This is a genomic window from Shimia sp. MIT910701, from assembly GCF_047126315.1.
Classification (GTDB): domain Bacteria; phylum Pseudomonadota; class Alphaproteobacteria; order Rhodobacterales; family Rhodobacteraceae; genus Shimia.
This window is the reverse complement of the sequence record NZ_CP138953.1, coordinates 3,656,093-3,670,517: the sequence shown is the minus strand read 5'-3', so window position 1 is coordinate 3,670,517 and position 14,425 is coordinate 3,656,093. Positions and strand designations below refer to the sequence as shown.

The 14,425-nt window shown below is 51.6% G+C and carries 10 protein-coding genes; 5 read left to right on the top strand and 5 right to left on the bottom strand.

Annotated elements, in window-relative coordinates:
• The first annotated feature begins 4 nt into the window (after nucleotides 1-4).
• The 5 genes from SIB38_RS17830 to SIB38_RS17810 are packed head-to-tail and all read left to right on the top strand — an operon-like array spanning nucleotide 5 to nucleotide 4,593.
• Entirely contained in the window at nucleotides 5-781 is a 777-nt protein-coding gene (locus SIB38_RS17830) for an SMODS domain-containing nucleotidyltransferase (protein WP_412550736.1), read from the top strand.
• Entirely contained in the window at nucleotides 768-1,052 is a 285-nt protein-coding gene (locus tag SIB38_RS17825; RefSeq protein WP_412550735.1) for a hypothetical protein, read from the top strand. The genes SIB38_RS17830 and SIB38_RS17825 overlap by 14 nt, the downstream gene beginning before the upstream one ends.
• Entirely contained in the window at nucleotides 1,049-2,743 is a 1,695-nt protein-coding gene (locus SIB38_RS17820; protein WP_412550734.1) for a ThiF family adenylyltransferase, read from the top strand. Before SIB38_RS17825 ends, SIB38_RS17820 begins: the two co-directional genes overlap by 4 nt.
• On the top strand, nucleotides 2,721-3,185 hold the full coding sequence (locus SIB38_RS17815) for a Mov34/MPN/PAD-1 family protein (protein WP_412550733.1): 465 nt from the start codon (nucleotides 2,721-2,723) through the stop codon (nucleotides 3,183-3,185). Before SIB38_RS17820 ends, SIB38_RS17815 begins: the two co-directional genes overlap by 23 nt.
• Entirely contained in the window at nucleotides 3,178-4,593 is a 1,416-nt protein-coding gene (locus SIB38_RS17810) for an SAVED domain-containing protein (RefSeq protein WP_412550732.1), read from the top strand. The genes SIB38_RS17815 and SIB38_RS17810 overlap by 8 nt, the downstream gene beginning before the upstream one ends.
• Before the next feature lie 226 nt (nucleotides 4,594-4,819).
• On the opposite strand, the gene SIB38_RS17805 is transcribed toward SIB38_RS17810, so the two are convergent.
• The 5 genes from SIB38_RS17805 to SIB38_RS17785 all read right to left on the bottom strand — a co-directional run bounded on the left by SIB38_RS17805 (nucleotide 4,820) and on the right by SIB38_RS17785 (nucleotide 13,187).
• Nucleotides 4,820-6,400 (bottom strand): hypothetical protein, encoded by a 1,581-nt coding sequence (locus SIB38_RS17805; protein WP_412550731.1) that lies wholly within the window; start codon nucleotides 6,398-6,400, stop codon nucleotides 4,820-4,822.
• A gap of 102 nt (nucleotides 6,401-6,502) precedes the next feature.
• On the bottom strand, nucleotides 6,503-9,508 hold the full coding sequence (locus tag SIB38_RS17800) for a type I restriction endonuclease subunit R (protein WP_412550730.1): 3,006 nt from the start codon (nucleotides 9,506-9,508) through the stop codon (nucleotides 6,503-6,505).
• 9 nt (nucleotides 9,509-9,517) lie between these two features.
• On the bottom strand, nucleotides 9,518-9,865 hold the full coding sequence (locus SIB38_RS17795; protein WP_412550729.1) for a hypothetical protein: 348 nt from the start codon (nucleotides 9,863-9,865) through the stop codon (nucleotides 9,518-9,520).
• Nucleotides 9,865-11,151: a restriction endonuclease subunit S gene (locus SIB38_RS17790; protein ID WP_412550728.1), complete on the bottom strand. Its 1,287-nt coding sequence runs from the start codon at nucleotides 11,149-11,151 to the stop codon at nucleotides 9,865-9,867. The genes SIB38_RS17795 and SIB38_RS17790 overlap by 1 nt, the downstream gene beginning before the upstream one ends.
• The gene (locus SIB38_RS17785) at nucleotides 11,148-13,187 is read right to left on the bottom strand and encodes a type I restriction-modification system subunit M (protein ID WP_412550727.1); all 2,040 of its coding nucleotides are present in this window, start codon (nucleotides 13,185-13,187) and stop codon (nucleotides 11,148-11,150) included. The genes SIB38_RS17790 and SIB38_RS17785 overlap by 4 nt, the downstream gene beginning before the upstream one ends.
• Nucleotides 13,188-14,425: the final 1,238 nt, after the last annotated feature.

The following is a 14,425-nucleotide window of genomic DNA, read 5'->3' as shown; positions in this document are numbered from 1 at the left end:
GCACATGTTGCCACCATATATTGAGATTCAATCAATTTATGGTGCCAGTATGATTCCAAACACAAGATTTACAGAGCTGCTGACTGATATCGAACCAAGCAAGACCACGAAGTCCGACTCCAGTGATGCGCATGTCAAAATTCGATCTAGTCTGAAGACTGATCCAAATTGGGCTGCAAACTGGGAAGGAAGCTTCTTAGCGGGAAGTTATGCCCGAGATACTGCTATCCGGCCCAAAAGGGTAGGTGACGAATATGAGCGTGCTGACGTAGATATTATCTTGGAAACGAACTTTACAGAGTCAGATGATCCGACATCTGTGCTTAATCTGCTGGCAAAGGCTGCACGCAACCAAGACTATGAAGTTGAGCGTATCAACCGGCGTTCCATTCGTGTTGTTACAAACAAAGCGGAAATCGATCTTGTCCCGGTGTTCAAGACCTGGGACGCTTACAAAATTACAGATCGGGAAATTGACGGTTGGACACCGACCAACCCGCCAGCACACACGAGCTGGAGCGGCGAACAGAACTCGAACTTCAATGGCCGCTTCAAACCATTGGTCAAGCTTTTTAAGTGGTGGCGGCGTGAAAATCGTTCTGGACTTCGCCCTAAAGGTTTTGTGCTTGAAGTTTTGGTCGCAAGACACGCTCCCAAAGCCGAGACGCACTATGGTGAGTGTTTCGCGCAAATGCTTGAAAACATCGTTGCCTCGTATGGCGATATGGCAGACTATCGATCAAAAGCCTTGGCTGGAAGATCCTGGTATGCCAGGCAATGACATTCTTTCCAAAGTATCGATAACTAACTGGAAGAGCTTCATTTCACGTGTAAAAACGCATGCAGCCGTTGCTCGAAAGGCTTTAGAGGAAGACGATACTGAAGAGGCGACGCGCCTGTGGCGCAAGCTCTTTGGATCCAGATTTAAATCGACACAAAAGTCGGCTGCAGGCACGAGTACCAGTTCGTTCGCCGCCGTGCCAATTGAGAAAAAATCCTATTCATTTCCTGATCGGGCTGTGAAGGCAACAACACCTCGGGGCTTTGCATGAAGTTCTGGTGGATTACAGATCCAACTAGGCTTGAGCATGAAAAGGCGGCTGTTGAAGCCCTGGTAGCTGAAGTGAGTTGGTTCACACTCTCGACCTGGAAGATTGACGGTGGTCGACTAAGCATGGAAGGTGATCTGGTCGCGCATGGCCACATCTATCCTGTCCGACTGCTATATCCTGATCGGTTTCCTTGGGTTCCTGCTTGGGTTGTTCCGCAAGACCCTGATGTTAGATGGAGCAACCATCAATATGGTGCAGGTGGCACGCTCTGTTTGGAGCTTCGCCCAGATAACTGGGATCCCAATGCGACCGGCGCAGATGTTTTGCAGAGCGCTTACAATCTCTTGGATCAGGAGAACCCGTTGGGCAAAGGGGAAAAGCAGACGGTTCCGTCGGCTCACCTTGTCAATGACATTCAGAGATACGACTGGAAGCAGCACCCAATCTTGGTAAGCAAAGCCTGCTATGCACGGCTCCAGGCCGGTGTATACGATGATATCGCGGCCATTCGTTGGTCTGTTGAGGATGATGTCTGGCCGATAATGGTGACCGACAGCGCAGATAGAGCGCGAAAAGAGCATCCCGCATCATTCGACCTTGGAACTTGGCGGATCACTGTAAAAGTCTTGGTCACGAAGAATGCTCCACCGAAAGAAGTTAGTGGCACACGAGAAGAGTTCGCAGATGCACTTGGTGTTTCCCTTGAAGGCATCGGCACCGAAGAAGGTGTCGTGTTTGTGTGTGGCACTGACGAGCCGGTCGCATTCCATAGCCCAAAAAATGATGGGGTATATCCGCGTAAATGGATTGTTCTTAACAACGCATTTGGCGAGCGGTCAGGTCATGGCGATGCGTTGTCTGCCAAGACAGTTGGTATTGTCGGGGTTGGTTCGGTTGGATCAAAGTTAGCCGAAACCCTACTTCGGTCAGGCATTCGTAATTTTGTCCTGGCTGACGGCGATGTATTCTTACCAGAGAACCTTGAACGTCATGTGCTAGATTGGCGCGATGTTGGGTTTCGAAAGGTCCATGCCATGAAGCGCCGACTTCTTCAAATCTACAATGGTACGAATGTTCTTGTTATTGATAGCAACCTAAATTGGCAGCTTTCGACATCATACCAAGCGAAGATAGTTGATTGTCTTTCCGACTGTGAACTGCTGATAGATGCGAGTGGGGATGAAGCGACGTCGCGGTTTTTAGGTGCTCTTGCAGACTATAATAAGATGCCGTTCTTGTCAGCGAAGGTATTTGAAGGTGGGTTTGGTTGTTTGATAGCTCGCGCCGTTCCTGAGATCGATGCGAGCTACAGCGACGGCTATGGCGCATACGTGGCGTTTTGCAACGAACAAGATAAGGTCCCACCATCAACAGGGCATCGTCCTTATGAGGCGATAAGTGAAGAAGGTGCGCCTGTAGTGGCCGATGATGCGGCAGTCACTATTGCATCTGGGCATGCCGCGCGTGTGGCAATTGATATACTCGATCCGGAAGTTAGTTTGGGTCCACATGCTTGGTTGTTGGTTGGCCTAAAGAAGGAATGGATTTTTGGTGGGTATGGCCACAATTGGCAGTTGGATGTCGGAGGTCCAACCAAGGCCGCAGATGGGCTCGAAACTGATTTGCAACTAACTGAATTTCAGAAGGAACTGCTTGAGGGGATATCTGGTGAAACTAACGATACCCCATGAACAGGTCGGCTCCTTAAGAACAGCTCTGGAGAAGGCAGGGGCAAAGGAAATTGGTGGACAGATCTACGGCGAGCAAATAGCACCCTCAGACTTCCTAGGATCTGACTTTACCTTTCAGAAGCGCCCTGGGACAATCTCTCGCTTCTTAGTCGACCTAGTGCAAGCTGCGACTGACGCGCTGGCGTTCTTTGATCGGACACGGCATCAATACACGAGATTCAACTACATTGGCGAATGGCATAGTCATCCGTCTTTTGCCGTCCATCCGAGTAACACTGATGTACAAACAATGCGTGAGCTGGTTGCGAGTCAGGATTTTGAAGGTCAATTCGCACTTCTGCTGATTTGCAAACTGGCTGGGCAATCATTGGAACTTGGGGGGTGGCTTTTTGATCCTGAAGGCCAAGAATTTCCTATTCTTATAGAGGTTAGAAATGAGTGACGCACCTAGCTTGATCGACAAGACAGGGATGGGCGGCATAATCGCAATTGATGGTTTTGACTATCAAAGGTGGGATGCGATTTGCCGTATTCCAGCCTGGCTAAAAAATCCTGCATTCGAAGGTTTGACAGTCGAAGCGCTGGAGGATTTTGAAGCGCGCTTCTTCTCGCCTCATGCTGTGCATGGCCATGTACTTGAGAGGTTTCAGGCAAAGTCAGGGCATCTTACACGCTGTGAGATCGTTGAAGTGTTCGAGAACTTTGAGACCTATAACACACACTATCCCAACACTGCTTTGATACAAACGCTCGTCACGCCAGCCTTGCCAACCGCATTACGTTGGCTTGAGCGAGATGCCGGGCGAATAGAACGGGCGCGGCGGTTTTACCAACCATTTACGGATATTACGGACGCCAATGATCGAGCGTTTCAGACGAAACTTGAAGACGAATTCTCCGGTGGTCTTGGCCGGTTCGTTGCAAAGAACGCTAACCTCTTTCTGCGTAGTTTGCATGACCAAAGCGCTGCTGCGTCGGCGTTCTCAGAGGAGCTGCGCAAAGCCTACCCAGAGTCCGATTTTTGTATTCGATCAGCGCGAGGCCTGTTCCAGAAGCTCAACGAGGTTTTCGCAAACGCTGTCGGTGAAATGGTTGATAGAGCGGTACTAATCGATCTCTTTAGTGCAATCCTACCGGAACTGCTAATTTCCCAAGGATGCCCAGTCCGGATCCTTTCCGGGGAGCAACCGGAAGAAGTAGATTGCATTGACATTGATGGCCACCTCTTCAGCGGAGGTGATCTTGCATATCCTCTGCCGGATGTTTGGAAGTCAAAGCTGCTGCAGCCGCTTAATAGAGCTGCGGAGTGGTGTCGTGCTAACGGTCACACTAGGATTGTCCTTTCTGGTCGCTACCGATTGTCCACTGGATTCGCGATTGGCGCGGCCTTCAGATCGGCTTCGGGTTTTGAGATTGAGATTCCAACGCGCGACGGGTTTTGGAATACTGACTCCCATCCCATTCCAGGAAAATCGTATCCAGAATGGACGATTGAACCGCCGGCGCAACTTTTTGAAGAGAAACTTTTGGTAGCGATCGGATGCTTGAGGGATCCAACACAGCAAGTGGAAAAACAACTGACTTCAGGTGATGCGAAGCAGATCCTGCGTATTCATCTGCCTGAAGCAATAACATCAGCCGAAGATACTCAAGCTTCAGTTCAGTCGATAAAGATGGCGATCTCTTCTGCTTGTGGCAAATTCAATGTGAACCAGATTGATTGTTACTTCGCTGGACCGGCGGCGTTGGCGGTTGCTCTCGGACACCGTTGGAATGGTTTGCCGCCAACGCAATGGTATGAATTTGTCACTAGTGAAAATGAGTATGTTCCAACTCTGCAGGTATCGTAACTGGGTGGGGCAAAAGCGTGCTGCTTATGCTTCAAAAGAAACCAAGTGCCTGCTTTGCCCGCTGTGACTGCCGAATCCCGACTGCAGGTTTGCCACCGCCGAATTCGAGCTGGTGCCGCGAACGACCGCTATGCGGGCGCGATTGCAGAACTTGGGCTGATCGTTGAATGGCGACTTTGGGCCGTGAACCCGATCACAGTTTATGTTTAGCATAAAAAATCTGGGACTATATAATCAACTGCACCAAGCCAGCCACGCTTGCGGCCACGACCCCGTCCTGAATTATTTTCTGTTTTGCTGACGCCGAAAGCGCTTCGCCCTTCAACATGGCCTTTGCATTAACTGTTAGAGACACCATTGCGGCGATCCCCATGCTGTCAAGCACGTCCGCGTCAGTATCGTGGCCTAGTTTTCGTAAGGCCAAGGTCGTGTCCTCTGTGAGGTCTGCGTTGCTGAATTCCGAAGACCCCCAATCTGGCGATGCTTCTGCGACTTCGCTGGTGGTCAAAACCTCGATGTCTTCATATCTTTCGTTGTGCGCGCGCACATATGATGCATAGTTGGTGGCCTTGAGTTGCACCTCGGAAACATCGCCTGTCAGGGTATTGATTATTCGAACATCTGCACCCGCATGGTTCGTGTCGCCGAAGAGTTCAACAATGTATTCGTCACCGTCAAGGTTCTCTCGCTGTTGAAAGGCCAGTTCGTGATAGATGCCCTTCACATTGTTTTTGAGGCCCGCAATTTGATCGATGGAAAGCGATTGCACATAGGCTGAAAGTTCAACCTCCGTGGCACCGGCGAGGCTATTGTTGGATCGGCGCAGCGCCTCAAGGACCAATTCTTCATTACCAGAAAACGATGGCAGATCTGGCGACATCAGCTTCAATATGGTCGCAGATACCGCACCTGTAAGCACGGGGGCGGCGACCGCGGTCGTCTTTCTGGTTGATGGCTTTTGACTGTTGATCGTCGATAGGGCGTCGAATAGCTCCATCAGGTCTTTTTTACGGTCTTCAAGTTTCATGAGTGGCATATCTGGCCAATCAGCCACTTTAGCGATGCAGATATCCAGTTGCTCCATGAGATCACCCTTTAAGTTTTGCTGCAAGGTTTCAGCAGTGATCGGGTCCAAAGTCGCGTTCTGATTGGCACGTTCACGAAACGCTGTCGCGAGCATCAAACACGTTTCAACAAATCGCATTTCTTGCGGGTCTAAGGACTTTTTCTTACGTCGTTTCCCGGTCCATTTGCTGATAACTTTGCGAGTCCCGAAGTATGCGACAGCACCACCTGCGGCTGCGGCACCCAAGACAATCCATCCACCGGTCGCAACGCCGCCTCCAATCCATGCCAACGCGGCACTGTTGAAAGCAGCACCTGAAAGCGAAGAAATCGCGGTTCCCGTGCTGGCTGTTCCAAGAATAGATGCGATGGAAAATAGCCCAGCAGTTGTACCTGCAGCAGCCAGCTTTACAGATAGCGCCCTTACGATCCTTGCTGAAGTTCCTTGTTTCTCATTTAACAGCGCATCGACGAGGTCCTCTAAGGCCATCGCGCCTTTTTCGTAAAAATTCTCCTGCGTGTAGTTGTCATGTCTCAGTTCAAACTCTGCATATTTCACGACCGCATGATCCTTGACGGCTTTACCGCCCTTCGCGGCCAGTTTGCCTGTTTGGCGCGCCACAGGCTTAGCGATAGCCCATCCTGCTTTACCGGTTACCTTGGCCAAGAACAGCGCTGAGCGTCCCGTAACGCGGGCTGTTCGCCGTGATATCGTTGGCCTGTTCTCGTTCTTCTTGTCCAAGCGTAAGTCCTTGCAATGGGCATGTTCTTCGGTTCTGTAGGGCCAGTCTTTTGTCGAAGACGACATAATTAGTGTGCCGACATTTCAGTGCGGATTTCGTTCCTAAGCCGCTTGCCCAGCACCGCGCACCGCGCGTCGGAACATCAACTGCATCAGCATGTCGCGTGCTTCTTGGTCCTGCATAAATGCATTCCGCATTGCCCCATCTCGCTGAAACGCCTGGATCGTGCGTCGGACAAACTCGGCCTCAAATCGCGGCTGGACATCCCTTGGATCGTTGTTCCGAAGCATTTCCGCCCAGGCTTCATCATCAAGGATGTCCTGATTTACGGCCTCGAAGCGAATATAGTCCTCCTCGCTGAACTCTGTCCCATGCCGGGAGTTGAACGCTTCGATGATTTCGGAAAGGGTCTTGGCTTCCTCTTCCGTAAATGGATTCGCGCCAAAACGGTCGATTGGGCTCAATGAGGCGTTGTCATCGGCACCGAGACTCGCATCCTGCGGGTCTCCTTGCTTTTCCAGCTTGTAAGCGTCGAGTTCGAGCATGTCGTCCGTGACATCCTCACCCTGCGGTGCTTGACGGCTTGGCAACATACGCTTCAGCCACGACCCATAAACATGCAGCTTTTCAAGGTCCGTATCACCAAGTGGGACAACTTGCGCGATAAATGAATAGAAACGCAGGAATGAAGCAAGGACTTGGCGGAACTCCTCCTGCTGTTCTTCGTCTAAGTTGTTCGTAAAGCGAGCGATCGCTTGTCGTACGACGCCTTCCAGAACGGGCCGTTCATCCACACGGCGTGTCGCATTTATGAAACGATCAACGAAACGGTCTATCTCTTCGGCATCAAGGACTCCAAAAGAAAGAAGGCGTGCCTGAAGGTTGTAGACTTGGTTCGGGTCCGAGACATCTTCGAGGGTGGTTACATTGTAGTAGGGCTTAAAGGCTTCCTGGATCTCTTCCACGGTATTACGGAAATCCAAAATGAAAGTGCGATCTTTCCCAGGGTAAATTCTGTTGAGCCGGGCGAGTGTCTGGACCGCTTGCAGGCCCGAAAGACGACGGTCGATATACATCGCGACTAACTTGGGTTGGTCAAAGCCCGTCTGATACTTTTCCGCTACCACAAGAACATTGTATGTCGCGCTGTCAAATTGCCTCGGTAGCTCGGTTTCGGCAAAGCCATTGATGCCAACCTCGGTATAAGATTGGCCGTCGACCTCAATTTCGCTCGAGAAGGCCACAAGAGCTCGAACGTCGGTGTAACCCTGATCTTCGATGTACTTCGTGATTGCCTGGTGGGTCTTGATTGCATGTTCACGGCTGGCAGTGACGACCATGGCTTTACCTTGCCCGTCAATTTCAGGCAGGGCATGTCTGCGGAAGTGTTCAACAATCACTTCTGCTTTCTGGGACATCGCCGTGGGGTGGAAGTCGATAAAACGCGCGACCTTGCGTGACGATTTCCGTTCCAAAAGCCGGGGATCGTCATCAATGGCTTTTTCAAGCTGCGCGTAGGATGTGTAGGTTTGATAGTTGCGCAAAACATCAAGGATGAAGCCTTCCTCGACAGCTTGACGCATGGAGTAAAGGTGGAAGGGTTCCGGGCCCTTCTCCTGATCGTAAATTCGGCCAAATCGCTCCATCGTCACGTTCTTTGGCGTCGCGGTGAAAGCCAGATAAGACAGGTTTGCTTGTGGCCCACGGAGCCGCTGCAGCTCCAATAGGGCCAGTTCTGTTGCGTCGAGCTCCTGTTCTTCCTCTGTCGCTTCGCCGTCTGCAAGAACACGCGCCATGCTATCCGCGTGTTTTCCGGATTGGGAGCTATGCGCCTCATCGATGATGATTGCAAAGCGCCGGCTTTCTTCGTTTTTCAGTACCGATAGTTGTTCTGTCGAGAATTTGTGGATCGTCGAGATGATGATCTTTGCGCCATCCTGTATCGCCTTTTTGAGCTGGCGAGAGGTGCCATCGATCGGCACGACATACCCTTGGGTTTGCGCGAAGGATTTTACGGTTTGCTGGAGCTGACGATCCAGTACAACACGGTCGGTCACGATGATGATCGTATCGAAGATCGGCTGATCATCATCGTTGTGAAGTGTCGCAAGATGATGGGCCGCCCAGGCGATGGTGTTTGATTTTCCAGAACCGGCCGAGTGTTGAAACAGGTAGTTTTGACCCGCACCGTTTTCCTTGGAATCCTGGACAAGCATGCGAACAGCATCCAGTTGCTGGAAGCGCGGCCAGATTGTTGTACGTTTTACACGGCTATTTGGCTGTTTCACTTCGTCGACCAAAACAAAGCGATGCAAAATTCCCAACAGTACCTCGCGGGAAAAGACAGCCTTTCGCGCGCCAATGTCGCGGTAGAGATATGCAATGCGGAACTCTTCCTCGACATCAGGGTTGCCCGCACCACCATCACGGCCGCGGTTGAACGGCAGGAAGCGTGTTTTGCCGTTGTTCAGGTGGGTCGTCATCGAGACGTTGTCCTGATCCAATGCAAAATGAACCAAGGCGCCGCGCTTAAAGGTCAGGAGCGGCTCACCATTCGGAGCTCGGTCTTTGCGGTACTGCTTTTCCGCTGTCTGGTAGGTCGACCCCGTCAGGGTGTTTTTCAGCTCCAGTGTCACCGCGGGAATGCCGTTCACAAACAGCACCACATCAATCGCATTCTCATTGCGCAGCGAATAACGCACCTGACGCATGGCAGTGAGGATGTTTCCTTCGTAAGCGCGCAGCGATGCGGGGTTAAGGCCTGACGCCGGCTTGAAGGCGCAGAGCGTGATCTTGATGCCTGGAACGATGGTGATGCCTTGTCGCAGGACCTCCAAGGTGCCGACTGCTTTCAGGCGGCTGTCCAGCTGTCGCGCCAGTGTTTCGCGCTCTTTACCTGGATACTGATCGCAGAGTTTTTTCCACGCATCCGGTTGAGTATTGCGCACGAATTGCTCTGTCATCTCTGGATCAAGGGCCAGCTTGCGGTCGTAATCTGTGTATTGACGCTCAACCCACCCTTGGCGGGTGACAAGCTGATCCACGAGATGGAGTTCAACGGCTTCTTCAGTATGCAATTTGTTGCGGGAAATGTTGGGGCTGGGCATGAAAATATCCTAAAGCGAGGCTACGACAGAAAGCACAGATGAATGCGTTGTGGTGTTGTCAAATGAGTGGATGAGAGGGCCGCGCAACGTCCGGTCGCGCAGGTCTATTTGTTGGGTTTGGTAATTGTATGAGAAGACATAACGATTGCCTGACAGCGTCACCCAGCAGGTGCGCGCCAGATTGCCGTTTCGCTCATAAACCTCAACACTATCGCGCCCGAGAACGAGCCGTTTGCGGACTTCATCTGCCAGCGGCTGAATAATATTCGCGACGGCTGCGCCATGGTGTTGTGCTTCGCCGATAACCTTTACGACAAATGCGTCGATTTCAGGGTCTGTATTAAGTTGACGGGCCATTATCCCTGTATCTCCTCTTCGATTTGGTCTAGTTTGGCAGAAGCCGCGCCGGAGCTGGTGTAGCTGTCCACCTCGATCTGCCCAGTGACGGCGGCGGTGATCAGGGCTGCGCGGTATTCGCGCAGGTGCGTGACACTCTTATCGGTTTTTGTGACAATCAGTTCCAGCTGACTAAGCTTCTCGTCAAGCTGCCCTAAGACTGCGAGCATTTCTTCTTTGGGTGGAACAGCAAGAGGAAACTTTTGAAGATTGGTTTTCGATATTGAGGCCAAGTTGGTGGATTGGTTCGAGTGCAAATAGAAAAAGTCGCGCGCGTATTGCGCATTCGTTGTAAGAGAGATCCACCGCGAAAAGGTTTTATCCTTGGGCCTAACGGCAAAAACGTGGTTTTGATTGATGCACGGTGCAAAGGGCGCTTGCCAGACTGCGCCTCGCCCAAGCTTATCGTTGTCACCACCTTCATTCATAAGAACATCACCTGCGGCCAAGGCGTACCTTTTGCGTTCCGCGATTGTAGCGTCGATTTCGGCGATGTCAGATAGGTCGAGCCAGCCTGCTTGGACATTCGCCACCCGCAGATACGGCGTCGCGATGGTGTTCTCATCGGGGGCGATTTTTCTACCGAGCGTTATACCTCCAAACACACTAGCCAAGTGCTTTAAGCGCCAGACTTTCCAGCCTTTGGTAACACGTGGAATGTACTGATTTCCTGTCTCTTCCAGCGGCAAGTCTGGGTTAAGGCCGACCGTCACGCTGCGAGAAATTGTGGAAAATCGTTCCTCCTGCAAAACCTCCACCAACCGCTCCTTCTTTGCGATCAGCGCATCAATGCGCGCGGTTTCGCGGTCGAGGAAAGCGGCGATCCGTTTTTGGGTGGGGAGGTTGGGAAGCCAAACTTTGTTTGATAGGCTTTCCTTTTTAATGTGCCTCATGGTGCTGCCATGCGCATCATCGTCGGCCCACCGAGGTGCATGAGCCTTAATCAGGTAATATAGATAGGTCTTGTCGGCATTCTTCTTAGGGACAACTTTGAAGATGTGCTGATTCAGGATGGCATCGCCGCGATCCCAAATGAATGCGTCAATAGTTGCGGACCAAGAGAAGAGTAAATCGCCATCCTTGATCAGATAGCCACGGTTGATGTTGCCATCAAAGTAATTGTCGAAAGGCTTCCCGCTGAGCTGGGCAATACGAAGAATTGGTAGGCCCTCATCCCCCCAATCTGAAGGTTTGAAGGCGGCGCCATTGTGAAAATGTGCAGCGTGTTTGATCGGGGTTAAGGTCACGCCACCACCTCTTTCAACAGCCCAGCGATCTCTGCCTCAAGCGCCTTCAGCTCCGCATCAATCTCCGCCAGTGGCCGCGGCGGGACATACTGATAGAAATAGCGGTTAAAGTTGATCTCATAGCCCACGCGGCCAACGCCGCCGTCAGTCACATCAACATGGCCTGTGTCCACCCAAGCATCTGGCACAAAGGGTTCAACCTCGCGCGCGAAATAGTCCTGCCAGTCTTCACCCAGCGGCACCAACTCGTGATCGCGCAGTTTCGTGTCAGGCTCCGGCTCGCCATTCTTATCGGTGCAAATCTCGGCATCCTCATGCGGCGCACCAAATCGGGCCACCAATGTCTTGGTTGCTGCTGCGGGCAGCTTGATGCCCCGTTCTGCCATGGCATCCGTCACATCAGCGATGAAGACCGCGCGATCCATCCAGACATCGCCCAGCTTTTCCTCAAGCATTGCAAAAAGCGTGTCGGTGAAGCTGTCGAACTTCTTGCCCGCCTTCTCAAGCGCGGCCACAGTCTTTTCGTCCGCTTTCAACGCGCCCAGTAGATCATGGGTGATCTCAAGCCGCAGGCGCAGGGGGCGTTCTACCCGAATTTCACGGTAGCCAAAGTCGGTCGTGTCAAAGATTTTGGAAACATCCCCAACACCTGCGTTGCCGTTCAGAAATTCACCATAAATGCGCACGATCTCGGCCCGCGCATCATCGCTGATCTCGCGGCGTTTCGAGCCAAGGGATTTGCGCATGGACTGCCAGAACTGTTCGCCGCTGGCGTCAATCAGTTGGACCTTACCACGACGGTCTTCAGGTTTGCGGTTGGATAGGATCCAGATGTAGGTCTGAATGCCCGTGTTGTAGAAGATGTCTGTGGGCAGGGCGATGATCGCCTCGACCATATCTGTTTCCATGAGCCAGCGACGGATTTCGGAATAACCTGATGCAGCGCCACCGGAAAACAGCGGGGAGCCGTTCATGACGATCCCGACACGCGACCCTTTTTCATCATCGCGCATCTTGGAAATCATGTGCTGCACGAAAAGAAGCTGGCCGTCTGACGTGCTCGGTAGACCAGCGCCGAAACGACCCTGATGCCCCAGCTCTTCCGCCTCTTCCTTGATCGGTGCTGCGTATTTCTTCCAGTCAACGCCGTAGGGCGGGTTGGAAAGCATGTAGTGGAAGGTTTCAGCGCGGTGGGCGTCTTCGGTCAGGGTATTGCCATAGGCGATGCGCGAGGCATCGTGGCCCTTCACCATCATGTCCGATTTGCAGATCGCAAAGGATTCGCCGTTGAGCTCCTGTCCGAATAGGTCAACGTGAAGCCCGCTGTTCAGGGCCTTCATGGATTCTTCGGCGACAGACAACATACCGCCCGTGCCGCATGCTGGGTCATATACGCGGCGGATAATACCCTTGCCGGACAAGGCTTCTTCATCGTTGACTAGGAGCAGATCGACCAGTAGGCGCACCACTTCGCGCGGGGTGAAGTGTTCCCCTGCAGTCTCGTTGGACATCTCCGAGAAGCGGCGGATTAATTCCTCGAACAGGTAACCCATTTCAAGGTTGGAAACCTCATCCGGGTGCATTGAAAGCTGGCAAAAGCGATCAAAGACCATCCAGAGCGATCCTTTTTCATCCAAGTCTTTGAGGATTTCGGTGAACTTGAACTTCTCAATGAAAATATCGCGAACGTTCGGGCTGAAGCCCGTAAGGTAGTCAATGAGGTTCGAACGCAGTTGACCCGCATCCTGCTGTCGCAGGTTCTCGAAGGTGAACTGACTCTGGTTGTAGATTTGGCCGCCCGCATTCGCGACGCCCGACAGAATGGCGATGCGCATTTGCTCGTCCATTTCGTCAGGCAGGTTTTCTGCCTCATCAAGGACGGCTTTCTTGGTCTCATCCAGCAGGCAGTCCAATCGACGCAGGATCGTAAAGGGTAGAACGATCTTCCCATATTCGGATTGCTTAAAGTCACCGCGCAGCAATTCTGCAATCGACCAGATAAACGAGGCGTTGTTATTGATGGTGTCCTGGCTCAAGACAGGTCTCCTACAAATGAGGCTAAACTTAATTTCAGTTTCAATGTAGGTATTTAGGTCTGAAGATGGAATCTATTTTAACGCTATAGTTGTGGATTGTTGGCTGATTTTTCAGGCTTTTTTGTGTTTTGATCTTGGAAACTACACCAGCTCACACGAACGACTTTCAAACTTGTAAGCTCGAGGGGAGTGCCTTCAATGGGGGGGGGTACGATTGGTTCCCAAGTTTTTAGTCAAGGCACCCAAATGCGCTTGCTGATAAATGCATCATTTAAGGTCTACATTTGACTGTAGCTTGCAAAAACACGGAAGGTGAAACCCAAATCCGTTGATGGCTGGCAGCGAACGCTTCAAGGGGCTCTAGGAAATAAATTTTCCGACAAAAATCACCAGAAACGCCCTTCTGACATGACTTGGGTGCTTCTCCCTATCGGTGAGACCGTTGGTCGAGCACACTCTCCCAATCCGATAGGGAGGCGTTTAATCAGCTGATCAATAGGCCGCAATTCCCAATTGAAATGTTGTGCCAACCTGTGTCGAACACGCCACGGTAGAGTGGCAGGCGGCAAAACCGTTGCGCGGATTCCCTTGTTTCTCGGCGATCGTTCCTCCAAATCTAATCCCATGACAAACACAGCACATCATATCGCTTCACGGCTCATACGAATAACCTAACCAGGTAGTTTCGACGCATATTCCAGTGCGCCGATTTCGTAGAACTGTCCGAAAGCGATACGCGTGTATTTTCATTCTCATCATATCGATGGCCATCAATACGTGGTCAGTCTGCCGAAACTTCGCATAACGACTGCGGATGGTAGTGCCGAATCGGAACCCGTTTGGTTCTGGATTTTGAGCGAAATCGAGAATGCTTCTTTGAGAAAAATTATCTTGCGATTTTGGATTTGGGTTTTTCGCAAGTGGCAATCGGAACTGAAGCTGTCGTGGCGACCATAGATTTAGAAATCTAAGGTCCATCATCACAACCTGTTGCGGGAGTTTGTAGGCGAAAAAGGAACCTGCAGGCGCTTCCTAATGTGCTGATTTTAATTGCAAAAATAGTTCACGGGGCGTCATTCGCACGCTATCGTTAACGCAACTTCTTGGCGTGAGCCAAAACGACGAAAGGAACAGACATGACCGAACACTAAAAAGGAAAAACGCGACCTGCGCCAACAGATCGCGACAATTCCTGAAAGACCGAAGCCTTCCTCAAAACAAGTTTTGAGTACCACATC